Origin of the sequence: Paenibacillus pectinilyticus (genome assembly GCF_001700435.1) — a bacterium.
Lineage (GTDB): Bacteria > Bacillota > Bacilli > Paenibacillales > NBRC-103111 > Paenibacillus_E > Paenibacillus_E pectinilyticus.
The window spans coordinates 80,840-107,162 of record NZ_LYPC01000019.1; the positions used below are offsets into that span (position 1 = coordinate 80,840).

22 protein-coding genes and 14 tRNA genes are annotated in these 26,323 nt (G+C 46.3%); 7 read left to right on the forward strand and 29 right to left on the reverse strand.

All coding sequences use genetic code 11. The annotated features are described in order from the left end of the window. Positions 1-126: 126 nt before the first annotated feature. The gene (locus tag A8709_RS13725) at positions 127-1,617 is read right to left on the reverse strand and encodes a DHA2 family efflux MFS transporter permease subunit (RefSeq protein ID WP_065852953.1); all 1,491 of its coding nucleotides are present in this window, start codon (positions 1,615-1,617) and stop codon (positions 127-129) included. A gap of 236 nt (positions 1,618-1,853) precedes the next feature. Between A8709_RS13725 and A8709_RS13730 the strand changes: the two genes are divergently transcribed. The 5 genes from A8709_RS13730 (at position 1,854) to A8709_RS13750 (ending at position 6,142) form a co-directional block, all read left to right on the forward strand. Beyond that, complete coding sequence (locus A8709_RS13730; RefSeq protein ID WP_065852954.1) at positions 1,854-2,450, forward strand: TetR/AcrR family transcriptional regulator; 597 nt, start codon at positions 1,854-1,856, stop codon at positions 2,448-2,450. A 294-nt stretch (positions 2,451-2,744) separates the two neighbouring features. Further along, on the forward strand, positions 2,745-4,061 hold the full coding sequence (locus A8709_RS13735; RefSeq protein ID WP_208607681.1) for a UDP-glucose dehydrogenase family protein: 1,317 nt from the start codon (positions 2,745-2,747) through the stop codon (positions 4,059-4,061). Positions 4,062-4,076: 15 nt separating this feature from the next. Further along, positions 4,077-5,141 carry a GDP-mannose 4,6-dehydratase gene (locus A8709_RS13740; RefSeq protein ID WP_065852956.1) on the forward strand — a complete coding sequence of 355 codons (1,065 nt, stop codon included), beginning with the start codon at positions 4,077-4,079 and terminating at the stop codon, positions 5,139-5,141. Continuing rightward, complete coding sequence (locus A8709_RS13745) at positions 5,107-5,814, forward strand: glycosyltransferase family 2 protein (RefSeq protein WP_065852957.1); 708 nt, start codon at positions 5,107-5,109, stop codon at positions 5,812-5,814. Before A8709_RS13740 ends, A8709_RS13745 begins: the two co-directional genes overlap by 35 nt. Position 5,815: 1 nt before the next feature. After that, positions 5,816-6,142, forward strand: coding sequence for a lipid-A-disaccharide synthase N-terminal domain-containing protein (locus A8709_RS13750; RefSeq protein ID WP_065852958.1), 327 nt, complete (start codon positions 5,816-5,818; stop codon positions 6,140-6,142). A gap of 119 nt (positions 6,143-6,261) precedes the next feature. On the opposite strand, the gene A8709_RS13755 is transcribed toward A8709_RS13750, so the two are convergent. Further along, the gene (locus A8709_RS13755; protein ID WP_065852959.1) at positions 6,262-7,221 is read right to left on the reverse strand and encodes a quinone oxidoreductase family protein; all 960 of its coding nucleotides are present in this window, start codon (positions 7,219-7,221) and stop codon (positions 6,262-6,264) included. 30 nt (positions 7,222-7,251) lie between these two features. Between A8709_RS13755 and A8709_RS13760 the strand changes: the two genes are divergently transcribed. After that, positions 7,252-7,848 (forward strand): MarR family winged helix-turn-helix transcriptional regulator, encoded by a 597-nt coding sequence (locus A8709_RS13760; protein WP_244163187.1) that lies wholly within the window; start codon positions 7,252-7,254, stop codon positions 7,846-7,848. Between the two features lie 89 nt (positions 7,849-7,937). Here the strand turns inward: A8709_RS13760 and A8709_RS13765 are convergent, their stop codons facing one another. Further along, the gene (locus A8709_RS13765; RefSeq protein WP_065852961.1) at positions 7,938-8,522 is read right to left on the reverse strand and encodes an NAD(P)H-dependent oxidoreductase; all 585 of its coding nucleotides are present in this window, start codon (positions 8,520-8,522) and stop codon (positions 7,938-7,940) included. Positions 8,523-8,577: 55 nt separating this feature from the next. Further along, positions 8,578-9,426, reverse strand: a complete 849-nt coding sequence (locus A8709_RS13770; protein ID WP_065852962.1) for a VOC family protein — start codon at positions 9,424-9,426, stop codon at positions 8,578-8,580. A 171-nt stretch (positions 9,427-9,597) separates the two neighbouring features. On the opposite strand from A8709_RS13770, the gene A8709_RS13775 reads away from it, so the two are divergent. Then, a complete protein-coding gene (locus A8709_RS13775; protein ID WP_065852963.1) occupies positions 9,598-10,281 on the forward strand; it encodes a TetR/AcrR family transcriptional regulator in 684 nt (227 codons plus the stop codon). A 414-nt stretch (positions 10,282-10,695) separates the two neighbouring features. On the opposite strand, the gene A8709_RS13780 is transcribed toward A8709_RS13775, so the two are convergent. From A8709_RS13780 to A8709_RS13900, 25 genes are all read right to left on the reverse strand, one after another. Beyond that, positions 10,696-10,878 carry a hypothetical protein gene (locus A8709_RS13780; RefSeq protein WP_065852964.1) on the reverse strand — a complete coding sequence of 61 codons (183 nt, stop codon included), beginning with the start codon at positions 10,876-10,878 and terminating at the stop codon, positions 10,696-10,698. Positions 10,879-11,109: 231 nt separating this feature from the next. Next, complete coding sequence (locus A8709_RS13785) at positions 11,110-11,718, reverse strand: PadR family transcriptional regulator (RefSeq protein WP_065852965.1); 609 nt, start codon at positions 11,716-11,718, stop codon at positions 11,110-11,112. 6 nt (positions 11,719-11,724) lie between these two features. Continuing rightward, positions 11,725-13,374 carry an MDR family MFS transporter gene (locus A8709_RS13790; RefSeq protein ID WP_341833424.1) on the reverse strand — a complete coding sequence of 550 codons (1,650 nt, stop codon included), beginning with the start codon at positions 13,372-13,374 and terminating at the stop codon, positions 11,725-11,727. Between the two features lie 117 nt (positions 13,375-13,491). After that, positions 13,492-15,321, reverse strand: a complete 1,830-nt coding sequence (gene glmS / locus A8709_RS13795; RefSeq protein WP_065852966.1) for a glutamine--fructose-6-phosphate transaminase (isomerizing) — start codon at positions 15,319-15,321, stop codon at positions 13,492-13,494. 462 nt (positions 15,322-15,783) lie between these two features. Next, positions 15,784-17,124: a phosphoglucosamine mutase gene (gene glmM, locus A8709_RS13800; protein WP_065852967.1), complete on the reverse strand. Its 1,341-nt coding sequence runs from the start codon at positions 17,122-17,124 to the stop codon at positions 15,784-15,786. A gap of 30 nt (positions 17,125-17,154) precedes the next feature. Further along, a complete protein-coding gene (locus tag A8709_RS13805) occupies positions 17,155-18,399 on the reverse strand; it encodes a CdaR family protein (RefSeq protein WP_065852968.1) in 1,245 nt (414 codons plus the stop codon). Continuing rightward, the gene (gene cdaA, locus A8709_RS13810; protein ID WP_065852969.1) at positions 18,392-19,210 is read right to left on the reverse strand and encodes a diadenylate cyclase CdaA; all 819 of its coding nucleotides are present in this window, start codon (positions 19,208-19,210) and stop codon (positions 18,392-18,394) included. Before cdaA ends, A8709_RS13805 begins: the two co-directional genes overlap by 8 nt. 168 nt (positions 19,211-19,378) lie before the next feature. Beyond that, on the reverse strand, positions 19,379-19,984 hold the full coding sequence (locus A8709_RS13815) for a zf-HC2 domain-containing protein (protein ID WP_065852970.1): 606 nt from the start codon (positions 19,982-19,984) through the stop codon (positions 19,379-19,381). 137 nt (positions 19,985-20,121) lie between these two features. Beyond that, positions 20,122-20,718 (reverse strand): RNA polymerase sigma factor SigW, encoded by a 597-nt coding sequence (gene sigW / locus A8709_RS13820; RefSeq protein WP_065852971.1) that lies wholly within the window; start codon positions 20,716-20,718, stop codon positions 20,122-20,124. 91 nt (positions 20,719-20,809) lie between these two features. Next, positions 20,810-21,679: a DMT family transporter gene (locus A8709_RS13825; protein ID WP_065852972.1), complete on the reverse strand. Its 870-nt coding sequence runs from the start codon at positions 21,677-21,679 to the stop codon at positions 20,810-20,812. A gap of 119 nt (positions 21,680-21,798) precedes the next feature. Continuing rightward, complete coding sequence (gene ppc / locus A8709_RS13830; protein WP_065852973.1) at positions 21,799-24,585, reverse strand: phosphoenolpyruvate carboxylase; 2,787 nt, start codon at positions 24,583-24,585, stop codon at positions 21,799-21,801. A 431-nt stretch (positions 24,586-25,016) separates the two neighbouring features. Beyond that, positions 25,017-25,087 (reverse strand) — tRNA-Gly (locus A8709_RS13835). 17 nt (positions 25,088-25,104) lie between these two features. Next, positions 25,105-25,178 (reverse strand) — tRNA-Pro (locus tag A8709_RS13840). A 26-nt stretch (positions 25,179-25,204) separates the two neighbouring features. After that, a tRNA-Arg gene (locus A8709_RS13845) sits at positions 25,205-25,281 on the reverse strand. An 8-nt stretch (positions 25,282-25,289) separates the two neighbouring features. Further along, a tRNA-Gly gene (locus A8709_RS13850) sits at positions 25,290-25,364 on the reverse strand. Between the two features lie 38 nt (positions 25,365-25,402). Further along, positions 25,403-25,482, reverse strand: a tRNA-Leu gene (locus A8709_RS13855). Between the two features lie 19 nt (positions 25,483-25,501). After that, positions 25,502-25,577 (reverse strand) — tRNA-Lys (locus A8709_RS13860). A gap of 4 nt (positions 25,578-25,581) precedes the next feature. Then, positions 25,582-25,656: transfer RNA gene (locus A8709_RS13865), tRNA-Gln, on the reverse strand. 10 nt (positions 25,657-25,666) lie between these two features. After that, a tRNA-Thr gene (locus A8709_RS13870) sits at positions 25,667-25,739 on the reverse strand. A 12-nt stretch (positions 25,740-25,751) separates the two neighbouring features. Further along, positions 25,752-25,827, reverse strand: a tRNA-Val gene (locus A8709_RS13875). A 14-nt stretch (positions 25,828-25,841) separates the two neighbouring features. Then, positions 25,842-25,916 (reverse strand) — tRNA-Glu (locus A8709_RS13880). A 16-nt stretch (positions 25,917-25,932) separates the two neighbouring features. Further along, a tRNA-Thr gene (locus A8709_RS13885) sits at positions 25,933-26,008 on the reverse strand. Positions 26,009-26,010: 2 nt separating this feature from the next. Then, positions 26,011-26,086 (reverse strand) — tRNA-Asn (locus tag A8709_RS13890). 80 nt (positions 26,087-26,166) lie between these two features. After that, positions 26,167-26,242: transfer RNA gene (locus tag A8709_RS13895), tRNA-Thr, on the reverse strand. A 2-nt stretch (positions 26,243-26,244) separates the two neighbouring features. Further along, a tRNA-Asn gene (locus A8709_RS13900) sits at positions 26,245-26,320 on the reverse strand. Positions 26,321-26,323: the final 3 nt, after the last annotated feature.

Genomic DNA, 26,323 nt, shown 5'->3' on the forward strand with positions numbered 1-26,323 from the left:
AGAGCTGCTTAATTGCAACTCTACTAAGCACATTATAAATTAGAATGTGACATTTGACTAGTAGCAATTTAATGCGAAAAAAGCATCTCCCACTTAAGGGAGACGCTTTTCCTCTGAAACTTCTTTTTATACTGCATTAACCGGCTTCCGCTTGACGATAGGTTCTGGCTCATCCTCAGCTTGATTTACACGTTTAATGAAGAAAGACAACAATAAGCCCACAACCCCGATACCAATAATGACAAGATAAGAGTCGTTAATGCCTTGGATGGATGCCTCTTTCATAAGTTCCTTAGACGCAGTCGCTGTTCCATTCGCCGTCATCATTTCGATGAGATGGGATTTCGTTCTTGTTGTCATCACGGTGACCAATAGCGCGGTACCTACTCCGCCTGCCACTTGCTTGATCGTATTCGAAATCGCTGTCCCGTGCGCATTCAGTCTTGCAGGCAATTGGTTGAGGCCCGCGGTGGTGATCGGCATTAAGAACAGCGCCATCCCGAAGCGACGTCCTGTCGACATGAGAACTAGATACGAATAACTGGTTGAATCCGTTAAATTAATGAATCCGAGTGTCGTTACGATCGTAATGGCCATACCCACAACGGACAACCACTTCGCTCCGAATTTATCGAACAGTTTACCCGCCACTGGCATCATGATTCCCATGAGGAGTGCGCCAGGAAGCATGAGAACACCAGACTCCAACGGGGTATATCCACGTGCATTTTGTAAATAAAGAGGAAGCAGCATCATATCGGCATACATCACCATGGTAACGGCAATGTTGATCACCGTTGTTAAGGTAAACATGTTGTACTTGAATGCTCGAAGATCAAGCAGAGGGTCTTTGATGACCAATTGACGCCATGTAAATAAGATTAAAGCAATGACACCAACAATCAGAGAGACGATGACTTCCGCACTTGACCATCCTTTACCACCTGCGCTGCTGAAGCCGTAAAGCAGGAAGCCGAATCCCAAGGTCGAAAGAACCGCACCCCACGCGTCAATTTTCGGATAAGTCCGTTCAGAGACATTTTTCAGATAAATCCAAGCAACTACAATGACAATGACAGCAAATGGAATAATGCCATAGAACAACGTACGCCACGAATAATGCTCCAAAACATAACCAGCGATCGTAGGACCGACAGCCGGGGCGAAAATGATCGCCAACCCAACCATGCCCATCGCAGCTCCACGCTTATCTGGTGGATAGATGGTCAGGATGACATTCATCAGAAGTGGCATTAAAATACCAGCTCCAGCTGCTTGAATCAAGCGGCCAATCAATAAAACTTCAAATCCAGGTGCCGCGGCTGAAACAATACTACCAATAAGGAAGATAATCATAGAGGCTTGAAACAGCTCACGTGTCGTAAACCGCTGCATGAGGAATGCCGTTATCGGAATTAAGACGCCATTTACCAACATATAGCCAGTGGTCAGCCATTGGCCTGTCGACGCGACGATATCAAATTCAACCATGAGCTTCGGTAAAGCAACACTCATAATCGTCTGATTCAGAACGGCAATGAACGCCCCCAAAATCATAACAAACAACAACGGGCCTTTCTTAATCGAGCTGGTATCCAATTCTGCAGGTTTACTCATGGCAGTTAATCCTTTCTACTACGGATTCGAACTAATTGACAAAATGTTGTATAATAAACTTAATGTAAATAATATTATAGACATCCATTCTAATGTTCACAAGCAACACCTTTTTTATGAATGTTGATTAAGTAACAGCTGCCGCTCCATTTGTCGTCTATTCCAATCATCATCTACACAACTCGCAGAATTTGTCGTTTAGCATAATAATTCCATACAAGTAGAAAGGATGAGTCATGATGTCAGCACCAACACAACGTATTGACCCGCGTGTACTGCGTACACGTCTATTAATTCGAGATGCCTTTATTGAATTACTCCAAGAGATGGAGCTCGAGAAAATAACCGTGAATCGTATCGCGGAGCGTGCGACCATTAACCGTGTCACCTTCTATCTGCATTATCGCGATATACCAGATATGCTCGATCGATTGGCTGATGATATGATTAACGAAATCCAAGACATCCTGAATGAGGTTCCCAATCCTCCTGGTTTTAACATGGAGATCATGATTCGGATGCTTGAGCACATTGAACAGAATTCCAAGTTCTACAAGGTGCTGCTCGCTTCCAAACGCATGCCTGTCTTTACGGAACGACTCATGAAATTGATCTCGGATTTTATCATGGGTCGTATGGACAAGCTGGGGGCATCCAAAACGTTGAACGTGCAAAAAGATATCGCGATCTGGTACGGCTCCTCCGCCATTATCGGAACGATTGTATTTTGGCTTCGTAATGATATGCCTTACACGCCACATTTTTTGGCTTCTCAACTTTCAGAATTATTCCATCTCCCGAAGAATGAAACCAACAGAGTTCCCAAGAAATGACCTCTTTCTTAGTATTTGTAGAAGCTTAGGATTCCTTACATGGATCCTAGGCTTTTTATTTTCGTTGAATGGTTCTATACAACAGGTAAAGGACACTTTGTAGATTATCCTCAAGATCGGCAACAGATTGTTTTCTTTTATAAAGTAATCAACATTTCCTAAGAATCTGTCGCTTGTGAACCACCCAAGTGATGATTATAATTTGTTTACAAATAGTTTAGTATACAACAAAGTGTTTATTAACTTTATTCCCAAGATCAGCTAGGAGGTGAGTCTACCATTAAAATTGGAATTATGGGTACAGGATACGTTGGTTTAGTTCACGGAGCCGTACTTTCCAGTTATGGCTTTCAAGTCACTTGCATGGATGTAGATGTGGATAAAATTAAACACTTACAGGATGGCAATTCACCGATTTATGAACCAGGCTTAGAGGAACTTCTCAGGCACAGTTTACGGGATGGACTACTGACCTTTACAACAAGTCCCCAACAGGTTATCCAGGAAAGTGACGTTATCTTTATTGCCGTTGGCACACCTGCCAAAGAGGATGGTGGTGCTGATCTTTCTTATGTTCGAGACGTTATTCAGCAAATTGCTACCTATATAAATGGTTATAAAGTGATTGTTTGCAAATCAACTATGCCAGTTGGCACTAGCCGCCGTATTGCGACTTATCTCGACACATTACTGACAGACAGACGGTCAGACTTCAGGGCAGATGTCGTGTCTAACCCCGAATTCTTACGCCAAGGGAAAGCGGTAACTGATGCCCTATCACCATCTCGCGTAATTATTGGTACGGAGAGCAGCCAAGCTAAAGAAACCCTGCAAACGATCTATCAGGTACACATCCAGCATCATGTACCTTTTCTATATACGAACCTAGAAACAGCCGAAATGATCAAATACGCATCCAACTCGTTTCTGGCCGTCAAAATTTCTTTTATTAATGAACTTGCCCTTGTATCGGAAAAAGTGGGCGCCAATATTCAGGATATTGCCACTGGCATGGGTCTCGATGAGCGCATCTCTCCTCATTTCCTACAGGCAGGCCCGGGTTATGGTGGCAGCTGCTTCCCCAAAGATACGCAGGCCATGCTGGATATCGGCGAAAAAAATGATGAAGACCTCTATATCATCCGTGCTGCCATCGCGGCTAACGAGAAGCAAATGAAAAGCATGATAAACAAAATAAGTGAAGCTTTGTCGGTTAACGGCACCTTACAAGGAAAGACCATTGCCATATGGGGACTTTCCTTCAAGCCAGAAACGGATGATATTCGCTATGCGCCGAGCTTCGAAATCATTAAGGGGCTACTGCAGCAGGGGGCCATGGTTAACGTATTTTGCCCGCAAGGGATGGAACAAGCCAAGCGCATGTGGTCTGATTTTAACAATCGTATCCACTATTGCCAAAGCGAAGCAGCATCCGCCCAAGATGCCGATGCGATCGTCCTGATGACGGAATGGCACCAATTCCGAGCACATAACTGGCCTATGATCGCCAAAACGATGCGCGGTAATGCCTTTTTCGATCTACGAAATATGTTCACAACAGATGTACAGGTACGTGAACAATTTCAGTACTATTCGGTTGGCTCCAGCTGACCACAAGGAGGATTCATGAAAACCTATTGCATAACAGGAGGAGCAGGTTTCATTGGCTCCCATCTTTGTGAGCGGCTGTTACAACTCGGACATCGTGTCGTCTGCGTTGATAATTTCAACGATGCTTATGACTACAGGATTAAAATTAGAAATCTTCTGGATGCTGCAGGAATAGCCATTCCTTTTCCTTTTACCAACAAATCAGCCGATCTGGTGCATCTGCAAAAGCTTGTGAATACCGATCAATTCTCTTTGATCGTTGCAGATATTCGCCATTCAGAAGATATGGATGACGTTTTTGCGCATAAACATATAGATACTGTTATTCATCTTGCTGCTATGGCCGGCGTCAGACCATCTATTGAACAACCGCTTCTCTACGAAGACGTGAATGTGAAAGGGACGCTCACGGTGCTCGAGGCCATGCGTAAGCATGGGGTACGCCACTGGCTGTGCGCTTCTTCCTCATCCGTCTACGGCAATCAGACCAAGGTTCCCTTCTCGGAGTTAGACAGCGTCGATCGCAGCATTTCGCCGTATGCCGCCACGAAGAAGATGTGTGAAGTGCTGGCGCATGCCTACCATTATTTGCATGAGATCAATACGATAATGCTGCGCTTCTTCACGGTGTATGGCGAACGCCAACGGCCCGATTTGGCCATTCACAAGTTTGCCAAGTCACTTGATCGTGGTGAGGAACTCACGCTTTACGGGGATGGCTCCACTCGCCGAGACTACACGTACGTGGGTGATATTATTGAGGGTATCATCGGAGCCCTGCACTACGTTGAGCAGCAAGACGAATTGGTGTATGAGATTGTGAATTTAGGCACGAATCGGACGATCACACTCCGCGAATTGGTCCAGCAGTTAGAAGCCGCATTCGGTACCAAAGCCCGCATCCGTCGGATGCCAAACCAACCTGGGGATGTCGATCAAACCTACGCTGATATTTCCAAAGCCAACCTTTTGTTCGGCTACAATCCCCTGACTGATTTTGAAACAGGAATAACTAAGTTTGTGACATGGTATAGGGGGAATACAAATGGTCAAACTCTCGATTATAGCACCCATCTATAATGAAGAAGACAATATTAAGCTGCTTCATCAAGAAATAACGGATGCTGTCCGCGGCAAGATTGAAAGCTATGAAATCGTGCTTGTTAATGACGGCAGTAAGGATCGGAGCGCAATTCTATTAAATGAGCTGGCTAAATCGGATCCAGCCGTTAAAGTCATTCATTTTGAAAGAAATAGCGGGCAAACGGCGGCCATTTCGGCCGGGCTTAAGCAATCCAGTGGCGAGCTTGTCGCCTTGATTGATGCTGATCTGCAGACAGATCCTCGTGATATTTTCAAGCTTATGCCTTATATCGTGAACATGGATTTCGTAAATGGTAAACGCGTCCACCGGAGGGATACCTTCGTTAAGAAAGTGTCTTCTCGCGTCGGCAACGGCGTCCGTAACTGGCTAACTGGCGACAAAATCTATGACACAGGCTGCCCCATGAAGCTCATGAAACGCGAAGTCGCGGACAGTTATTACTTGTATGAGGGCATGCATCGCTTCCTACCGACATTAGCGAAAATCAACGGCTTCAAGGTCATCGAAGTAGGCGTATCCCACCGTGAGAGACAACATGGCGTTTCCAAATACGGCGTATTCAACCGCGCCTTCGTCGGACTTATGGATGCGATCGTCATTGGCTGGCTGCGCAAACGAGTCATTCATTATCAGATAAAGGGACAATAATATGTGGTGGCATTTTGCGGTTAACCTGTCGCCCTATCAAATTGGCTGGATTGTGTTCGGTTTTATCGGACAAATCATGTTTTCCATGCGATTTATTACGCAATGGCTGGCGAGTGAGAAAGCGAAAAGAACCGTCATTCCCCTCTCTTTTTGGGTATATAGCATTCTAGGTAGTGCTGTCCTTTCGATCTATGCCATTTATCGGAAAGACCCTGTCTTTCTGCTTGGGCAGCTGCCCAGTGTGTTCATTTATTTCCGCAACATCGTACTGAACCGTAAAGCCACGGCACGGCCTGCTGATGGTACGTACAATTCTGTTGATTCTTGATTCTTAATTCTGGATTCGGAATGAAGAAGCCCTTGGTCCCTCCTATTGGAGAAAACAAGGGCTTCATTACGGTTATCGTGCAGTTTTTTGCATAAGCCGCGGTGTGGAAGTTCATCCAATCACGGGATAAAAACCACACGTTTTCCGTGATTAGTAGGAGCATTCCACACTTTCTCCACGTCAGAGAGCGGGAATGATTCCGCATTTACGGTAAGCTTACCAGCCGAAATCGCTGCGATCAGATCTGGGAATTCCGCTACATATCCAGCCGTCGAGACCGAGCCTTGGCCACTGCCAATCACTTGGAAGTTGGCAGATCGAAGGGCGACTGAAGGCACCGCAGCTGTCGGGCCGGCAACGGAGCCTATTTGGATCCACGTTAATGCACGGCTGCGATCTGATCTCTTCGTCAATATCGGCAGCATGGCAAGCTCGGCTGGTTTCCCCCACAGATAGTCGATAACGATATCTACTTCAGAAGCAGCCTCTCCTAGCCTTTCTGCAACCTCTTCCGGATCTCCGGCAAGAGAGACTAGATCGTCCGCGCCTAGCGCAGCAAGAGCATGGAGCCGCTGCTGATCACGCCCAGCGCCAATCACGTGACTTGCGCCTAGAAGCTTGGCAATTTGGACAGCCATCTGTCCCGAATTTCCTGTCGCTCCGAGTACTAGCACCTTTTGCCCCGGTTGGAAATCCACTCGGCGTTGCAGTGCCACCCATGCTGACATAGCGGGATTCATGGCTGCTGCGATGAGAACAGGATCAACACCTTCGGGCAGTGGCACACTGCGGCGCAAGTCGATAACCGACTTCTCTGCGAACGTCCCTAATGAGGTGTCAGGAGCAACGAAGTAGACACATTTGCCATCTGGCAGCCGCCCAACGCCGTCAATCCCAGGGATGAGCGGCAATTGATCTGAACTGGTATAGTGTGAGCCATTTGCCTGAGACCGCACGCGCGTGTGTAACCCGGCAGCAAGAACATCGACGAGAATCTCATTTTTTCCGGATGGCTGTGGTGTATCAAACAAGTCATATTGAGGAGCCTTATCGAAAGAACGCACAACAGCAGCATACATATAAAAGACCTCCATTTTGCGACATCGCGCATGAATTTAGTTTGTGTTACAAACAATATAGTTTGTTCCACGTACAAAGTCAATGGCTATTGTGGTATACTGTCAGGAGATGGCGACCGAACGTCAAAGACTCATCTCTTTGGCCATCGTTCGAATATTGATAAGTCCGGAGTGAACATGTTGAATAATGAACCTTTTACACATCAAAACGATCTATCCATCTTGGACAGTTTGGTCCAACTTTCCTTTCATATTCAAACCATTCTCGGGCGAATTGGTGCCGACCATGACCTGTCGATCATTCAAATCCGGCTGCTCGGCATTCTAAGGGATCGTGAACCCAGCATGCTCCAACTTGCCCAGTATCTTGGTCTAGACAAATCCAGCATCACGGGCTTAGTCGATCGCGCTGAACGCCGCGGCCTCGTCGAACGTACCATCTCTCCCGGCGACCGGCGGGGATTTAACGTGAGCGTAACGGCTGATGGTCGGCAGCTCATCCATGTCGTAGGTGCCGAGATCGAGCGCCAAGTCCTTGATGTTGTCGAAGTGCTTTCTGAGACTGATCGCTCACAGTTCGCTACCCTAGCAACCAAGATTTTAGGCGCTACCCTACACCCGAAATGATGTACATTAGCTTGCCTGTCACCTAGGCGATACACGAACGAAAAAATCCCACCGCGCTTTAAGCGAGGATGGGATTTAAGTTAGCGCTTTTACGAGAATAATGAGTCCAATTTATCTTCAACTTGCTTTAAGATTCCTTTGTAAGAAGCATCATCAAGATATCCGATACTGCCGAAGAACAGATGACCTAAGGATTCAATACCAACAAAGTCAAATATACCGGTGTCGGACGTGAGCTTCAATCCGTTGGTCATGCCAATATGATCGTAAACCTCGTTTGGAGTACCATGCGTATTGATGATAACTCCTTTTTTACCTGCGAGCAGTTTAATAATGCCTTCTTCACCCACACTATAGGCAAATCCGTAAGAGAAGACACGGTCTATATAACCTTTGAATATCGCTGGCAGACCCGTCCACCAAATCGGATAAATAAATGTTATCACATCAGCTTGGGCTATATGATCTTGTTCAGTTTGAATATCTTGCGGTGTATGCCCATTTCTCATAGCAGCCGTATCCGCTGGTTTCAGCACAGGTTGAAAATCCAGTTCGTACAAGTCACGTACCGTTACCTCATGGCCTTGTTTCTTTAACGTATTCACCGTCGTATCCAGTATGGCGTGGTTTAAACTCTCAGAGTTTGGGTGAGCATAAACGATTAAATGTTTCATTATCGTGTCCTCCTTATTTTTCCTGCCAAATGTATTTTCTCCAAAAAGCCTTCTTTTACATAAGCAAATGAATACGATTCCCCGAAGGATCTGTAGTGATCCAAGTACCGCCCTCTTCTTTAACACTTGCACCCATCTTGTTCAAATTAGTAATAGCCTGATTCCGCGCTGTTTCATTGGGGTAAACTAAGGTAAATGATCGAAGACCAACACTATTTTCAGCTGGTTGCGGAGCACCCTCACCGTTCCAAGTATTTAATCCAATATGGTGATGATACTTGCCAGTTGAGATGAAAAGCGCTTGCGTTCCATAGCGATTAACAACTTCAAATCCGAGACCTTTTGTGTAAAATTGTTCTGTCTCTTGTAAGTCGGAGACATGCAAATGAATATGCCCCATAACCGTACCTACCGGCAGACCGCTCCACACTGGATACTCTTCAATCCCAACAAGGTCCCTTATATTCAAAGGGTCAACCGCCATTTTCACGTCCCCATTCTGCCATTGCCATGCCAAAGGATCGCGGTCTCTATATACTTCAATCCCATTCCCATCTGGGTCTGACAGGTAGAGAGCTTCACTGACAAGATGATCGGCAGATCCAAGCTGCAAACCTTTATTAGCAAAATGAAGAATCATTTGTGCCAAATCGGACCGCGTTGGTAACAGCAGCGCAAAATGATAAAGCCCTGTCGTTCTCCCGCGGCTAGGTACAACGTTATCCGGTTGTTCGAGGGATAACAGCGTCGTCTTCCCATCCGCAGTCAAGTTAGCACGCTTCTCTGTTTGCTCCAAGATTTTAAAACCAATCACATCTTGATAATAGGTAAGGGACCGTTCTAGATTTTGAACCTTCAGATTGACTTGCCCTACAAATGTATGTGGTTCACGATGAAAGTTCATTATTTTCTCTCCTCCTAATGGCATCATGACAGTTGTCGCGACTTCCAGTTACTTTATGTAAGTAATTATATTATTGTTAGTTATTTTTGTCAAGTAACTAATCTATTCGAAGTAACATTCTTTCCGTAACGGTAGATTTACTATTATCCCAAAACATGTTATAAGGAAAATATGAGAAAATCTAATCAACCTATTATTAGTCGCCGCGCTCGGCCAGCCAAAGAGCCGCTTAGCATTGAACTCATTGTCGAGACCGCTTATGCGTTACTGAAAGAGGAAGGCATGTCAGGAATGAGCATGCGCAAAGTTGCTAAAGCTCTGGATACAGGGCCATCTTCCTTGTATGTCTACGTCAAGAACCTCCAGGAACTTAGCGCTTATGTCATGGATTACGGACTCAGTCAAGTCGTCTTGCCTGACCCCGGTGAGAACACATGGAAACAATCCTTGTTTGAAGCGCTGGATGCCTATCTCATGCTACTTTACGAGCATCCGGGCTTAGCGGAGCTATCGCTCACTACGATTCCGATAGGGACCAACTCGCTGCGACTGTCAGAGTTCATTCTCAGCAGGTTGCAGGAGGGAGAAGTTACATCCCGTTCAGCGGCCTGGGGGTTAGATCTCTTCTTGTTCTATGTCTCCTCCGTGGCATTCGAGAAAGCTTCATGGAGGAAGAATGGGGATGATCAGATATCAACGCTCAAGACATCGTTCCAATCCGCCGACCCGCTTCGCTACCCTCTGATCGCCAGTCTGAAGGAGGAATTGTTCTCTGGTAACACGGACTCAAATGAGCGGTTCCGTTGGGGACTTGAAGTCATTCTACAAGGGATTTTATCAACACGATTGTCATGATGATTAGTTTCTCCTGTTAGCATGATGCGCTGCCAAGCGCACAAAAGGCTGTCTCTCCGTCATTAGATGACTTCTGAGACAGCTTTTCTTGTTTATCTTGCTCCTGTACTGCAAGAGTTACTTTTTCAAACTCGTAATGTAGTCATTCATTTGCTTCGCATACTCATCGCCGCCGTTTTATACCAGCCGCTTTGCAGCTCCGTAAATTTATCGACAGGCTCTTTGCCCATAATAATTTTCATCATCATTGTGTAATTCTATCAACAATATCCTTCGGCGTTCCTACCTTAATGAAGAACGATTCCTCGTTCGCGCGTCTCATCGTGTTCTTGCGGATGTAGTCGGTTGGAAGTGTTGCAGGCGCTACTTTCTGGCCATCCTTGATCGTATAGTCATTGCCTTCTTAGCCATCCTTCACCACGTTCCATATATCTCCGTCAGCCAGGAATTCAACAGCTCAGCGGCCTTCATCGGGTCCTTGGCAGATTTCGTGATGCCCCAGAAGCCCCACGTTCCTGTCGCGGCAATAGACCCCGTATTAAAGCTCGCTTTACCGTCTTTCCCTTTAATCCAAATATACGTGAAGAATACCTCCATCGCCGCTTAAGCGCGTGGATTCGCAAGCAGTGTCTTGTATGCGAATGCCTTTGTCGAGCGAAAGAGAAATTGAGCGCTACGGATAGTACTCCGCTGCCCGCAGGCAAGGTCGGTGGTCGCGCTTATACGGCCAGCTTTGAGGTCGATAACTTATATGTAGAAGCCAGATAGGTATTTGAAATATAACCTTGCAAACGCAAAAAAAAAGAGAAGCCGCGGCTTCTCTTTTTCCTACTTTTTGAACTCTTTCACCCTAGACTCTAAGAGCTCTATTTGTTCGTTCGTTAACTTATGCGCTTCAAACAATTTCCCCGAACGCGCTTCCTCCAGCAAGCTCAACAACCACAACTTCTCCGTTTCACCAAATTGAATGAAGCCTTGGATCATTAGCAAACTTCCACGAGGAAGGAAATCAGCTTTCAGCTCCAATACTGCTTGCATGCGGGCTACTCGTGTTTCACACACGTCAAGCTGCTTCATGATGAGATCCTCGATCATCCCTGGATCACCGTGGCGAACAAATGGCATAGCGAGAAATAGCGGATGCTGCGGATAGGAAGTTAGCTTAAACTGCTCCTCGAGCAGCTTCAAGAAAGCTTCACGTCCATGGGTCGTAATGCGGTAAATTGTCTTATCTGGCCTGTTATTTCCTTGATTAGCAATAACCTCAACTGCTTCAATCTGGCCATCCTCACGCAGTTGATCCACGGCATAATAAAGTGACCCGTCTCTGAGCTTGAAGCTTTCGTTCCAGTTGCGCTGCTTGATTGTTTGTCGAATCTCATAGGGATGCATGTCCCGCTCCATCAGCAAACCCAGTATTAAAAGCCTGATCGACATGATGCCTTAGCCTCCGTTATACGTAGGCTCAGGTTTGCCGCCGCCTCCACCACCCGAAGAACCTGGTTTACCTGGACCACCTTGTGAACCAGGCCCGCCAGGTCCGCCAGGAGCTCCAGCTTTATTCAACTCTAAGCGCGCGCGTCCCATCAGAAACACAAAAATCAGCGCGACGATTGGAAGAATGAGCGACCATTGAAAAATGGCAATGACCGAATTCGCAAATTGCTGCAGCATCACCTGCACAACATCCGCGCTAAGACCCATTTGTTTCTGCACGCTTGGATCAAGAAGCGCTTGACCGCCTTTAATCTGTGCAGCCAATTGAGGATTCAGATTCGGCAGCAGCTTAACATCGGATTGGAACACGGATTTCTGAATGGCACCGAAAACAGTAATCCCAAGCGCCGAGCCGATTGTACGGAAGAACGTAATCAGCGACGAAGATGTCCCTTTATATTGCGGAGGTACAGCGTTCAGTGTTGAAATGTTCAACAGGGAGAAGGAAACCCCGATACCGAGACCTACAATAATCATAAAGAGTGAAATGACGAGACGGCTTGTTGACGAGTCCATCACGAATCCAAGAAGTGATAAACCGATAATCAGCATCAACGCAGATACCAGCATAACGTCACGATAGCGGAACTTCGAAACAACACGCCCACCAATTTGACTGCTCACGACAACACCAAGCATCATCGGAATCATGACCGTACTCGTTTGTGTGGCCGTTTTATGGAATACACCTTGAATGAAAAGCGGAATATAGGAAGCTGACGCGATCATCACGCCGCCATATAGCACCGAGATGCCCATGCTGCTCGTGAACACCTTATTTTTGAAAAGACTCAGTTTAATAATTGGATCTTTCGCTACTCGTTCAGCTAAGAAGAAAGCAATAAGGAATACGACACATGCGATGAAAAGCGAGATCGTTTTCCCGGAGTTCCAAGCCCATCCGTCTGTGCCACCAAGCTCCAGACCGAACATAAGGAATAGCACGAAACCAGTTAGTGTAATCGCACCGATCCAATCGATCGATTGTTTGCGTTTATTTTTATTCTCATGATACGCATTGGCAATGAAGAGCAGAGAAAGAATACCTAGAGGAACGTTAATGTAGAAAATCCAGCGCCAGCTGATATTATCCGTTATCACTCCGCCTAGAATAGGGCCAAACACGCTTGAAATACCAAATACAGCGCCGAAAAGCCCCATCATCTTGCCGCGTTTCTCAGCTGGGAACAAATCGAAAATGATCGTAAATACAATTGGCATCAGCGCCCCGCCGCCAACCCCTTGGATAGCACGGTAAATGATGAGCTGCTCCATATTTTGTGCCGTTCCACAAAGAATGGATCCCAGCATAAATAGAATAAGCCCGATCATAAAGAACGACTTGCGCCCAAACATATCCGAGAGTTTACCGAAAATCGGTGTGGAGACAACCATTGCGATCATATAGGCGGAGTAAACCCATACAAACTTATCCAGCCCTCCAAGTTGTTTAATAATCGTACCCATAGCGGTCGATACAATTGTCTGATCCAGCGCGGCGATAAATAAGCCGAGAAGCAGACCTGCAATGACCAGCTTTACATTACTGCGATTAGCATCCATAGATTTCAATCCTTTCACCTTGATTTTACTCAAATTTGAATATCCATTTGTTATTATACTCAAATTTGAGGTTTTTACAAGATGGGTAAGAAAAAATAAATGGAATTAAAATAGAAAAAGCGCCCTCCATTTCTGGCGGGCGCCCATTCCTTATTCTACTGTCACACTTTTCGCCAAATTCCTCGGCTTATCCACATCATTCCCACGCGCCAACGACGCGTAGTAGGACAGCAACTGCAAAGGAATCACAGACAACGCAGGTGTTAACACATCCAATGTTTTCGGAATAATGAACGTGCTGTCTACCGACTTCTGCAGCTCCGTTTCACCTTCCACAGCAATACCTAATACGTTCGCGCCGCGCGCCTTCACTTCTTTGATATTGCTCACGGTTTTCTCAAGCAGCTCATGCTGCGTTGCTAAAGCAATCACTGGGATATCATCCTCGATCAGCGCAAGCGTACCGTGCTTCAACTCACCAGCTGCATACGCCTCGGAGTGAATGTAAGAGATCTCTTTCAGCTTCAGCGAGCCTTCCAGCGCTACCGCATAATCCAAGCCTCTGCCGATGAAGAACAGATTATCATGCTTCGCCATCTCTTCTGCAACGACTTTCAGCGCTTCCGCTTGCTCCAAAATCTCGCTCACTTGCCCAGGCAATTCCTTCATCGCTGTAATCACTTCTGCGATTTCTTCAGGGGTTTGCGTGCCAAGCGTTTGCGCCAAGTGCAAGCCCAAGAGATAGAAACCGATCAATTGCGACGTGTAGGCTTTCGTTGAAGCAACCGCAATTTCCGGTCCTGCCCATGTGGTAATAATATCGTTCGCTTCACGCGCAACCGAGCTTCCTACCACATTCGTAATCGCCAAAACATGCGCTCCACAACGTTTCGCTTCACGAAGTGCTGCCAATGTATCCGCCGTTTCACCGGATTGGCTTACAACAATCACGAGCGTATCCTTTGTGATGATCGGGGAACGATAACGATATTCAGACGCTACATCCGTTTCCACCGGAATACGCGCCATTTTCTCAATAACATACTTCCCAACCATACCAGCATGGAATGCCGTTCCACAAGCGACGATATGCACACGGCTAATGTTGCGAATCGCCTCTGGTGTAATCGTAAGCTCGTTCAACGTAACGCTCTTTCCATCCGGTGCAATACGACTTCCCATCGTATCACGGTATGCCTTCGGTTGGTCATAGATTTCTTTCAACATGAAATGATCAAATCCGGCTTTTTCCGCCGTAACAATGTCCCAATCGACATGGAACATTTCCCTGGAAATAAAATTCCCCTCTAATGTCATTAATTCGACAGCATCCCGCGTTAATAGCGCCATTTCGCCATCATTAAGAATGAACACATTACGTGTATACTCTAGAATCGCAGGAATATCGGAACCAATAAAATTCTCGCCTTCACCAATCCCGATAATGAGCGGGCTAGCTTGACGTACCGCAACAAGACGGTCTGGTTCGAACTCCGTCAAAACTCCAAGCGCAAACGCGCCCGTCATGTGCTTAACAGCCTTTTGAACCGCTTTGAGGATGTCTCCCTCATACAAGCTGGCGATCAAATGCGAAATAACCTCAGTATCCGTCTCCGATACGAACACATGCCCTTTCGCGATTAACTCTTCTTTCAGCGTAATATAATTCTCAATAATCCCGTTATGCACAACAGAAAATTTCAGAGAATTATCGGTGTGTGGATGTGAATTCACGTCCGAAGGCTTGCCATGTGTCGCCCAACGCGTGTGGCCAATACCAACACTGCCGTTCAAAGGCGTTTCACCTAACTTCGACTCCAAGTTCGCAATACGGCCTTTGGCCTTCTTAATTTGCAAGCCATCCGCCGTATACACCGCTACCCCAGCAGAATCATAGCCCCTGTACTCCAGCTTTTTGAGGCCATCCAATAAAATCTCCTGAGAATTACGCTTTCCAATATAACCAACAATACCGCACATAGTTACAACCTCCAAATTTTTATAAGCCGCATCGTAAAGGGCTGTTTGTCAAGGATCTGAACGTACTAGCAAACATATTACATATTGAAATAAACCATCTATAAGGGCGTTCTTTACGTGTTATGTGATTGAATCGTTAATAGATGTTGGATACTTGTCTGCCCGGTCGCCCGAACGATTTTGCTCTCCAACTTAACGGCACTCCTCGTGCCGGAAGGTCCCCGCCGAATGTTTCGAACACCTTCACCTCGTCAACTCACCGCGTAGTAGCAGCCTTAAAGGCCTACATTTCCGTCCCGCTTGCGAGTTCTGGCGCTATTTGTTACGAATAACCTCTGCCCTGCCTTTCCTTCTTGAGTAACTACATCATATGCATTTTCGCACAACCGTGCAACTTATTTTTGGCATGCCTGAACCCCATCTCGCCCTTTTCTAGCAAAATGGGGGGCTAGCTGCCTATGATTATACCAATTGCTCTTGAATAACCTTCGCAATATCGTGAACATATGCTTCTACTTGTTCCTTGTCAGGGCCTTCCGCCATAACACGAATCAGAGACTCTGTACCCGATGGACGAACCAAGACGCGGCCGTTATCACCAAGCTCATCCTCCACTTTACGGATCGCTTCTTCAATTACCGCGTTATCCTTCAGCTTGCTTTTATCCGCTACACGGATGTTGACTAGCAATTGCGGGAATTTACGCATAATCCCTTTCAAATCGCTAAGCTTACGCCCAGATTCAACTAACGTATTCACCAACTGCAGGGCAGTAAGAATCCCATCGCCAGTGGAGATGTAATCTAGGAAAATCACATGACCGGATTGCTCCCCGCCTAGGTTGTAACCGCCTTTACGCATTTCTTCCATCACGTAACGGTCGCCTACAGCTGTTTGCAGAGCTTTCAAGCCCGCTTTTTCAATCCCTTTGAAAAAGCCGATATTCGCCATCACCGTAGTCACAATGGTGCCGTGGTTCAGCTTACCCTGGCGATTCAGCGCATCGCCAAGAATGCTCAAGATGAAGTCGCCGTCGACTTCATCGCCTTTCTCATCGATCGCGATCAGACGATCCGCGTCGCCGTCAAAAGCCAGCCCGATGGCTGCGCCATGCTTAACTACCTCGGCACGAAGTGTCTCCGGGTGGGTGGAGCCGCAATCATCGTTGATGTTGCGCCCATTCGGCTCAGCGCCGATGGTGATCACTTCCGCTCCCAGCTCGCGGAAGATCAATGGAGCCAGCTCATAAGCGGAGCCATTCGCACAGTCAAGTACAACCTTAACGCCAGCGAATGACGCGCTGACCGTCTCTTTCAAGAACGCCAGATAAGCGTGCTTCGCATCCGGCTGATCCGAAACCGTCCCAATCTCGCCGCCTACTGGGCGAGGCAGTTCATCCACAGCTGCGTCTAGCAGCTGTTCAATTTCAAGCTCCGTCTCATCCAATAACTTGAAGCCGTCGCCCCCAAAGAACTTAATCCCGTTATCCTCAACCGGATTATGGGAAGCAGAGATCATAACGCCTGCGTCTGCGCCTAGCTTTTTTGTCAAATAAGCAACAGCTGGCGTACTCACGACACCGATACGAATAACCTCAACACCAATAGATAACAATCCAGCTACAAGGGATGCCTCAAGCATCGGCCCCGAAATACGTGTATCTCTCCCGATCACGACTTTCGGATGCTTTGCCTGTCTCGTTAACACATACCCGCCGCAGCGTCCTACTTTATAAGCTAATTCTGGTGTAAGTTCGCCATTCGCGACACCGCGTACACCATCTGTACCAAAATATTTCCCCATTTTTTTATTCTCCTCTTTCTCTATATACCATTATGGATTTGCTGCTTTAACTGTTTTCTCGCTGATTTCGACCGTAGCCTTCACTTCTTGTGGTAATCCAAGTTTGACGAAGGTTGGCAAATTCAAAGTAATATTGAGTTCATGCTTGCCCGGAGGTAAGTTACTTACATCTAGTATCGCTTGAATGTCCCCAACTTTCAATTGATCAATAATGGTAGGAGCACCTTCTACAGTGATATTCAAAGAAGCTGTCGCTGGCTGCGTCACTTTGGTCACGTAGTTTTCATTTTGACCAATGATCGTAATTGGTACATTTTCTATCGCTTTCGTGATCGAAGGCACAATCTCGACATGGACGGTCACCTTCGCAGGATCCAGTTGTGTTACTTTATTCCTGAGAGGAATGTCCAGTGCAAAATCTTTCGTTTCCTTCACATCCTGCATACTGAGCTGCGGTCCTTGATAGAACTCAAGTCGATCCACGACATCTTGTGCGCCATACACCGTCACCTTATCAGGGTTTTGCGTAATCATTGCAATAGCAAAGCCTTTTGGCGGTTCTCCGCTTATTTTCAGCTGCAATGGGATGGTTTGGAACGGGCTCGTAATCGGTACCTCAACATCCACCACAGAAGGATTCATGTTAAGAACGACCTCTTTGCCTTCCTTATCAAAAGCCTGAAGTCTGACTTGCTTCGTAACAGCTGACTGTGCTTTATCAACGGAAACTTCGCCGCGGACATTTTCAATCTGCTCCAACTTACTCGTCTGAGCGGTTATGTACACCTTGCCAGGCTTCACAATAGGTTGTCCAGCTTTAAGGCCTGCAGCAGGCGTCCCTTTGACATTAATGACGACAGGAACTTCTTTCATCTGCAATTCTTCAATCACTACATGAACTGTCCTAGGCACAATCTGCACATCTACATCGGATGGAAAGCCTACAGGAGTAAGCACCAGCTCATGATCACCCTTGCCTACCTGTGTCAAATCGAGCTGAATCTGATAGGTATTACTTGATGTTACTTTCTTAACGGAAGCTTCCTTCCCTTTCAAAATGATCTGTACATTGGCCGGCGACATCGACGAGATGTGATAATGAGTATCATCATATTTGGTCGTGATCGCTACGTTATTAATCGTTTCTTCGCGCTCTCGCAGAGGCGAATTCCCCGTAATATTCGTCTCTTCCATATGGACAACGACCCATAGTAAGATCCCAATTACCAGAGCAACAATTCGCACAACATTCGTATTACGTAACCATTTATCCATTTGAACGGCCCCTCCATTTCAAGAAAGGGTTCTTTTCTTTTGTTTTCGCTTTCGGTTTCAACTCTTCAAAAAGCTTAGAAATCAACGATTCCTCTTTGATATCCCGTACAATATGCCCATTCATCGTTAATGAAATCTGGCCCGTCTCCTCCGATACAATCACACACATCGCATCGGAAACCTCACTCATGCCAATCGCTGCGCGATGTCGAGTACCTAGCTCCTTGGAGATGAAAGGATTTTCAGATAGGGGCAGATAGCATCCAGCCGCCATCAGCTGACCTTGCCGTATAATAACAGCACCGTCATGAAGCGGCGTATTTGGGATGAAAATATTAATTAGCAGCTCTCCGCTGATTTTGCTCTCTATGGCAACACCGGATTCTACGTAGTCCGTAAGTCCAGTCTCTTTCTCAAATACAATTAAGGCCCCAATCTTACGTTTGGCCAAATAGTTCGCAGCCCGCATCACTTCGCTGATCCGTTTATTCACATCTTGATCTTCTTCTGAAGAAGATCTGCTGCTAAATAGCTTCCCACGGCCTAGTTGCTCTAGGGCTCGTCTTAGCTCAGGCTGAAAAATAATAATGACACCCAGGACGCCGAAGGTAAACGTCTGATTCATCATCCACTGGAGTGTACTTAACTTGAACCAAATACTAATGACCCATGTAATTACAACGACGAGAATTCCCTTCATTAGCTGAATGGCTCTTGTCCCACGCACCAACAGGATCAGTTTATAAATCACATAGCTGACGATCAGTATATCGACGATATCCCTAGCCGAGATGCTCGTGATTAAATCCATTCTCTACTCCCCCAGGCGACTGTACAAAGTTCTCTCTATATAAGAATCATAACATAAACCTAGGTATACTTCTATTTATCTAGACTCGCCACGCAGGAATTGGTTCATTTTTCCTATACCGAAACTAAAAAAAGCCCCCCATAGACTCAACTACAAGGGGACATTCCGTTAAGGGGTGATTCTACCTACGAATTCACCTAATTTATACCAGACCCAGCTCAATGCTTCATCGACTTGTTTGACTTCTCCGGATATATGCGCCGTCGAGGCAAGATTGACAGATCCATCAATAACGACGACGTTCCCCGTTACATCGCCTTCAACCTTCAACTCTCCGCGTTTCACAACGAGATCGCCATTCACCGTATGCCCTTGTGGAACCGTCACGGTATCTCCTTGAATCACAACGTCCTGAAGATTAGCACCCTGCACCATCAGATTCTTATCATCATCCCACATCGACGCGAAGCTTCCGAACATGACCATTCCGAAAACAACTGCAACGGATACAGCCGGATGTCTGCGAATCCAATCCATCCACGAATTCCGTTTTTTCATCGGTGGTAGTCCGCTCATAATCTGTGCAGTTAACGTATCAGGAACTTGAATGGAGGGCAGCATTTTAACCAAAGCATCTGTTTTCTCTAATTGCTTGAAAGTGTTATGACACGCCTGACAGGCTATCAAGTGCTCCTTCAGCTGTAGAGATTCCGTCTTTGGTAAATCACCGTCGAGATATTCATGTATGAGCGGGAGGGCTTCTTTACAATTCACGAAACAGCCACCCCTTTCTTGAAATAGTAGAGTTTGTATTTCCTCCATAACGCACTCGTCCTCAGCGGACTCCGTATACAGATATGTCGGACTTTTACTTGTTGTGGTATACCATACGTTTCGAATACAAATATGTTTCAGATTCCAACAGGATTTGTGCTAACAACTTGTTCCTCTTGCTCCAACCTTTTTCGTAAGTACTCACGGCCCCTATGTACACGTGTTTTAATTGTCGTAACAGGCATCTCCAAGACATCGCTTATTTCTTGCAAAGACATATCATGCAGGTACCTGAGGATAACGACAGATTTGTATTTCTCAGGCAGCGCCTCAATCGCTCGATGAATTTGCGCCTGCGTCTCCGATACAATCAGGAGCTTCTCTGGCGTTTCTTCATCACTCGGCAGCATGGCATAGTAATCATTGCCCTCGCCATCCGTCATTTCAGCATCAAGGGAGTACGTCATCTTCCGCCGACGCAGCTTATCAATACAGAGATTGGTCCCAATTCGGAAAATCCACGTCGAAAATTTCTGATTCTCATCATAGCGATGCAAATTGGTATATACGCGCAGGAACGTTTCCTGCACGGCATCCTCGGCTTCTTGCTTGTTATTCAGCATGCGGTAAGCCAAATGAAAGATCTTATCTTTATAGAGCTCCACGAGCTCTGCAAAAGCATGGCGATCCCCATTTCTGGCCAGCTTAGCCAGTCGTGCTTCAACAAAGTTCAATTCGTTTTCCTCCGGCTTCTCGACAAGTCAACTTCTATATTAGATCATTCATCGGTGGATAAAGTCTCTCATTTAGTATATACGCAGGAGTCTAAGATTTGTTTTCAGAAATTATTATTCCTCCAAGAATTAAGGCCATTCCACCCCATTGTAACATACCGATCGGTTCACCAATAAGTAAATACGCAGCAAGGATAGCCACAGGAAGCTCCACGGATCCGAGCATAGCGGCAAGTGTACTTCCAATTCTGGGTATGCCAATGTTAAAAGATACCGTAGGTAAGGCCTGTCCTAAGAAGCCCAAGAGTAATCCCCATAGCATCAGCATTCCCCCATTTTCATGCACAAACACGGTTGGGGGATACAAGATATACATGACAGGAATCGCGGCCGTAAGCATAATCGCAGAATTCATGAGAGGAGGTAACGAGCTCACCACTTGCCCTGTGAAAAATAAAAATATGCTATATGTCAAAGCCGATAATAAGCCATACAAAATGCCCAGAAAACTGAGCTCGCTCCAGTTGGTCTCAAATACATTTACCGCGAGCAGCGTCCCCGCCAAAATAAGCACAATTGCGATGCCTTCCATCCGCTTCGGCAATCTCCGTTTAACTATACAATCCATCGCGATGGTCATCCACGTAAATTGAAAAAGCAGAATTATCGATATGGACGCATCTAACTCCTGCAAAGCGATATTGTAAAAAATTGTCGTCAACGACAAGCCAAAGATTCCGATCAACCCTAGCTTGATCCACGGACCCTTAAAGGGATTCACCCATGACTTTTTATGAAAAAGTATCAATACCCACACGAATAGGGTACCCATCGTCATTTGAGCTGGCGTAATCTGTCCATCCGTAAAACCCTGATCATAAGCCATTTTAATAAAAGAAGAGAGCAAGCCGTAGCTTGACGCCCCAATAAGAACAAGGACCATTGCCAACCATCGCCCCATGCTGCTAACACCTCCGTCTACGGGCAACTCCTATAATCGCACGAAAAGCCGAGACACCTGCATAGCTGCAAGGCTCCCGACTTTATCATCCTGTTGCTGTTCATATGTGTTGTAAGGGATCAGCCTGTATTCCGAAGACCCGCGGCAATCCCATTGATGGTAAGTAGTACTTCACGAAGCAGAATTGCATCATCTTCATTGTTTTCTCTAAGTTCACGCAGCTCAGTCAATAGTTCAACCTGCATGTAGCTAAGTGGATCCACGTAAGGGTTACGCAACTTGATGGACTCTTGAATCACAGGAACGTTATCCAGAATCTCTTGCTGACCCGTAATTTGCAAAATAATCGAAGAAGTCAACTCATACTCATCTTTAATCAAGTTGAAAATGCGATCTGCAATCGCAGACTCTTTCACTAGGCTGCCGTATTCCTTCGCGATTTGAAGATCTGCCTTCGCTAATGCCATTTGCAGATTATCAATCATCGTACGGAAGAAGGACCAGTCCTCGTACATCTCTTTAAGGACAGCCAGGTTCGCTTCATTGCCTTTTGCAAAGCTTTGTAGACCTGTACCCGCCGCATACCATGCTGGCAGCAAGTATCTTGTCTGCGTCCATGAGAATACCCACGGAATCGCACGTAGATCCTCAAACTTATCGCTATTTTTACGCTTGGACGGACGTGAACCGATGTTCAGCTCACCAATCTCCGGAAGCGGTGTGGATTCTTTGAAGAACGTTAAGAAGTCTTCGTCTCTGAAAATAAGATCTTGATACTTCGTTTGTGCTTGTTCCGAAATACCACGCATAATCGCCTCCCACTTGTCTTCCAGTGGGTGTCTTTGCGGGGATCGGGACAGCTTGGACGCTGTGATCAACGCAAAAGTTGCTTGCTCTAAGCTGCGGTAAGCAATCCCTTGTAGGGAGTAACGGGAAGACAATACTTCGCCTTGTTCCGTAATCTTAATGCCGCCACCAAGCGTTTCAACCGGTTGAGCTAAAATACTGCGGTTAAGCGGCATGCCGCCGCGGCCTAACGCACCACCACGACCGTGGAAGAACTTCAGTTTCACACCGAATAACTTAGCTGCTTCTGTAATGTCCTGAAGGGCCATACGAAGCTCCCAGTTCGCTGTAATCACGCCACCGTCTTTATTACTGTCAGAGTAGCCCAGCATAATTTCGTGCAGCTGTGTTTCAGGATCAAGGCTAGCTCGGTAAGCAGGAATCGCCAGCAACGTGCTCATAATACCAGGCGCTGCATGCAGGTCGTCAATCGTTTCAAAAAGCGGAACCGACTGAACCGTGCTTGTCACCGTGCCATCGCTCTCTCTGCGGTATAAGCCTGCTTCCTTCGCGAATACCACGACCTCCAGTAGGTCACTCGCGCCTTGCGTCATCGAGATCAGGTAACTGTTGATACAGTTGCGGCCGAATTCCTTCTGCGCTTTACCAACCGTGCGATACACATCCAAACATTCCTGTGTACCCTCGGAATAATCCAGATAAGTCGACGTGATTGGGCGAGGATCATTCAGCACGTTCGTAAGAAGCGTGATCTTCTCTTCTTCGGACAGCTTGCTGTAATCAGGCGTAATGCCCATTTTCGCCAAAATCTCCGTCATCGCATTCTCATGCTCTTTACTGTGCTGTCTGATATCCAGAGCAGCCAAGTGGAAACCAAATAGCTCAACTTGACGAATCAACTTCTTAATATATTTATCAGCCACATAGTCTGCAAAATGCATACGCAAACTAGCTTCCATGATTTGTAGATCTTGAATAAATTCTTCAGGATTGTTGTATTTCTGAGTGTCTGCTACAGCTGGATTGCCCGTGTTATGAATCTTTTCGATCATATAGGTCGTTTTGATTCGGTACGGCTCCTTCTCATTGCGCCAAACATCCTGTACATTCCCCATAGCATCACGGTCGTTCTGAATGGATGCAATCAGAGCATCGCTCACGTCCACAATGTTCATGCTAAAGCTCATGTGCTCAAGGGAATCTTTAAGAACCTCTTCATACTTCTGCAAAGCTAATTGGCGATGTAAACCAAGCGTTTCCCACGTTACGTTTGCTCTAACGGACGGGTTGCCATCACGGTCTCCACCAATCCAAGATCCGAATTTCAAGAAGGATGGCACATGCCATTTGTCTTCTGGGTAATATTTATTCAAACAACGCTCAAGCTCGTGATACACCTCTGGAAGAACATCGAACAACGTCTCGTCAAAATAATACAATCCATTACGAACTTCGTCGATAACGGTCGGTTTACGATCGCGCAGCTCATCTGTTTGCCATAGGTTGAACACTTCACCTAGCAGCTTCTCACGCAATTGCTCGCGCTCGCGGTAAGTTAGGTTAGGGTTGTCCAGCTTCATCATGTCATCTGAAATGCGCAAGTTAATATCCAACACAGCACGGCGCATAGCTTCCGTCGGATGTGCTGTCATAACAAGCTCTAATGAGATGGCTTTAAGAATCTCTTGTACTTCTGCATAAGGAATATGCGTATTCTTCAGCTCTTGTACGATACTCTCGATCGAACCTGGTTGTACAGATTCCCCAGAGGAACGCTCATAATCACGTTTACGACGAATACGGTGGTTCTGTTCTGCAATATTAACTAGTTGGAAGTATATAGCGAAAGCTCGAATCACTTGATGGCGAATTTCCGGATCTAGTGAAGAAATAGTGTTCTTAAACTCATCATAGATCTCAATGACATAGTGTGCTCTTAACGACTTACTCATCTCACGAATACGTTCAACAACATCAAGCAGATCATTTCCGCCTTGTTGTACAAGAACTTCGCCTAGTATGTGCCCAAGAAACCGAACATCTCTGCGCAGCAGGTTATTCGCGCTTTGTTTTTGTAGGACAATATCACTCTCTACCATTACTCTCCACCCCATCTATTCACTATGATGCATTAATGCTTCTCTCTGCAAAAGCTAGTCGCTATAAAAACTCATTTCAGAATATTTTACCACAATCTGCCCGCTACACATAGTATTAAAATAAAAAAACCGTACGTTTTTACGTGGTAATTAATGTATTGATAAGATTCTGTAAATATAGAAGCCATCTAAACAACACTTCTCTGTGCATACATGCCCTTAGTATTCCAGTTTTCATCATCGAAAAAACCACCCGAAGGTGGTCTTAAGTTATTATTAATCGGGATGAGCGCTTACCTAGACTATTGAAAGCTTAGTTACCGAAGCAAGTCTTACTACTGATGATTCAATGATGTGTATACGAGCCGTCGATCCCTTGGTACAATTCCTTGGTAAAAAGAAAAAACCACCCGAAGGTGGTTCATTCTTTAAGCGGGCGGCGGGAATCGAACCCGCGCGATCAGCTTGGAAGGCTGAAGTTCTACCATTAAACTACGCCCGCGTAGTTTGTAAAAATGATCGGGACGACACGATTTGAACATGCGACCCCCTGCTCCCAAAGCAGGTGCTCTACCAAGCTGAGCTACGTCCCGATACGTTTATAACCTATAATGAAGAATGGCGCGCCCTGAGAGATTCGAACTCCCGACCTTTTGATTCGTAGTCAAATACTCTATCCAGCTGAGCTAAGGGCGCTTAATAAATGGAGCGGAAGACGGGGATCGAACCCGCGACCCTCGCCTTGGCAAGGCGATGCTCTACCGCTGAGCCACTTCCGCAGGGTACCTCAGACACATGAATGTGTTTGAGGATTTAATGCGCGTAGAGGGACTTGAACCCCCACGGTCACCCGCTAGATCCTAAGTCTAGTGCGTCTGCCAATTCCGCCATACGCGCATGTTGTAAAGAAGGCAAATGGTGAGTCATGTAGGATTCGAACCTACGACACCCTGATTAAAAGTCAGGTGCTCTACCAACTGAGCTAATGACTCATAATGGCTGGGGATCAAGGATTTGAACCTTGGCATGACGGAGTCAAAGTCCGTTGCCTTACCGCTTGGCTAATCCCCAATAGAAAACATGCCGTCGAGAGGACTTGAACCCCCAACCTACTGATTACAAGTCAGTTGCTCTACCAGTTGAGCTACAACGGCATATAAAGGTAATGGTGGAGGCTGACGGGATCGAACCGCCGACCCTCTGCTTGTAAGGCAGATGCTCTCCCAGCTGAGCTAAGCCTCCATGAGAACAAAAAATGGTGACCCGTAGGGGACTCGAACCCCTGTTACCTCCGTGAAAGGGAGGTGTCTTAACCACTTGACCAACGGGCCTTGCAAAGAGAATTACTGGAGCTTCCAACCGGAATCGAACCGGTGACCTCATCCTTACCATGGATGCACTCTACCGACTGAGCTATGGAAGCAATGGCTCCCCGAACAGGACTCGAACCTGTGACAACTCGATTAACAGTCGAGTGCTCTACCAACTGAGCTATCAGGGAATATTGTTTGGCAACGTTCTACTCTCCCAGAACCCTGCGGTTCAAGTACCATCGACGCTGGAGGGCTNAAAGAGAATTACTGGAGCTTCCAACCGGAATCGAACCGGTGACCTCATCCTTACCATGGATGCACTCTACCGACTGAGCTATGGAAGCAATGGCTCCCCGAACAGGACTCGAACCTGTGACAACTCGATTAACAGTCGAGTGCTCTACCAACTGAGCTATCAGGGAATA

Coding starts and splice junctions, on each gene's coding strand:
- A8709_RS13825 (WP_065852972.1), bottom strand. CDS start 21,679: ATGGGGCGATGGTTGGCAATGGTCCTTGTTCTTATTGGGGCGTCAAGC.
- A8709_RS13745 (WP_065852957.1), top strand. CDS start 5,107: ATGGTCAAACTCTCGATTATAGCACCCATCTATAATGAAGAAGACAAT.
- A8709_RS13730 (WP_065852954.1), top strand. CDS start 1,854: ATGATGTCAGCACCAACACAACGTATTGACCCGCGTGTACTGCGTACA.
- A8709_RS13725 (WP_065852953.1), bottom strand. CDS start 1,617: ATGAGTAAACCTGCAGAATTGGATACCAGCTCGATTAAGAAAGGCCCG.
- A8709_RS13740 (WP_065852956.1), top strand. CDS start 4,077: ATGAAAACCTATTGCATAACAGGAGGAGCAGGTTTCATTGGCTCCCAT.
- A8709_RS13760 (WP_244163187.1), top strand. CDS start 7,252: ATGAATTTAGTTTGTGTTACAAACAATATAGTTTGTTCCACGTACAAA.
- glmS (WP_065852966.1), bottom strand. CDS start 15,321: ATGTGCGGTATTGTTGGTTATATTGGAAAGCGTAATTCTCAGGAGATT.
- A8709_RS13780 (WP_065852964.1), bottom strand. CDS start 10,878: ATGGAGGTATTCTTCACGTATATTTGGATTAAAGGGAAAGACGGTAAA.
- A8709_RS13765 (WP_065852961.1), bottom strand. CDS start 8,522: ATGAAACATTTAATCGTTTATGCTCACCCAAACTCTGAGAGTTTAAAC.
- cdaA (WP_065852969.1), bottom strand. CDS start 19,210: ATGGATTTAATCACGAGCATCTCGGCTAGGGATATCGTCGATATACTG.
- A8709_RS13805 (WP_065852968.1), bottom strand. CDS start 18,399: ATGGATAAATGGTTACGTAATACGAATGTTGTGCGAATTGTTGCTCTG.
- A8709_RS13775 (WP_065852963.1), top strand. CDS start 9,598: ATGAGAAAATCTAATCAACCTATTATTAGTCGCCGCGCTCGGCCAGCC.
- A8709_RS13785 (WP_065852965.1), bottom strand. CDS start 11,718: ATGTCGATCAGGCTTTTAATACTGGGTTTGCTGATGGAGCGGGACATG.
- A8709_RS13770 (WP_065852962.1), bottom strand. CDS start 9,426: ATGAACTTTCATCGTGAACCACATACATTTGTAGGGCAAGTCAATCTG.
- glmM (WP_065852967.1), bottom strand. CDS start 17,124: ATGGGGAAATATTTTGGTACAGATGGTGTACGCGGTGTCGCGAATGGC.
- A8709_RS13755 (WP_065852959.1), bottom strand. CDS start 7,221: ATGTATGCTGCTGTTGTGCGTTCTTTCGATAAGGCTCCTCAATATGAC.
- A8709_RS13735 (WP_208607681.1), top strand. CDS start 2,745: ATGGGTACAGGATACGTTGGTTTAGTTCACGGAGCCGTACTTTCCAGT.
- ppc (WP_065852973.1), bottom strand. CDS start 24,585: ATGGTAGAGAGTGATATTGTCCTACAAAAACAAAGCGCGAATAACCTG.
- A8709_RS13750 (WP_065852958.1), top strand. CDS start 5,816: ATGTGGTGGCATTTTGCGGTTAACCTGTCGCCCTATCAAATTGGCTGG.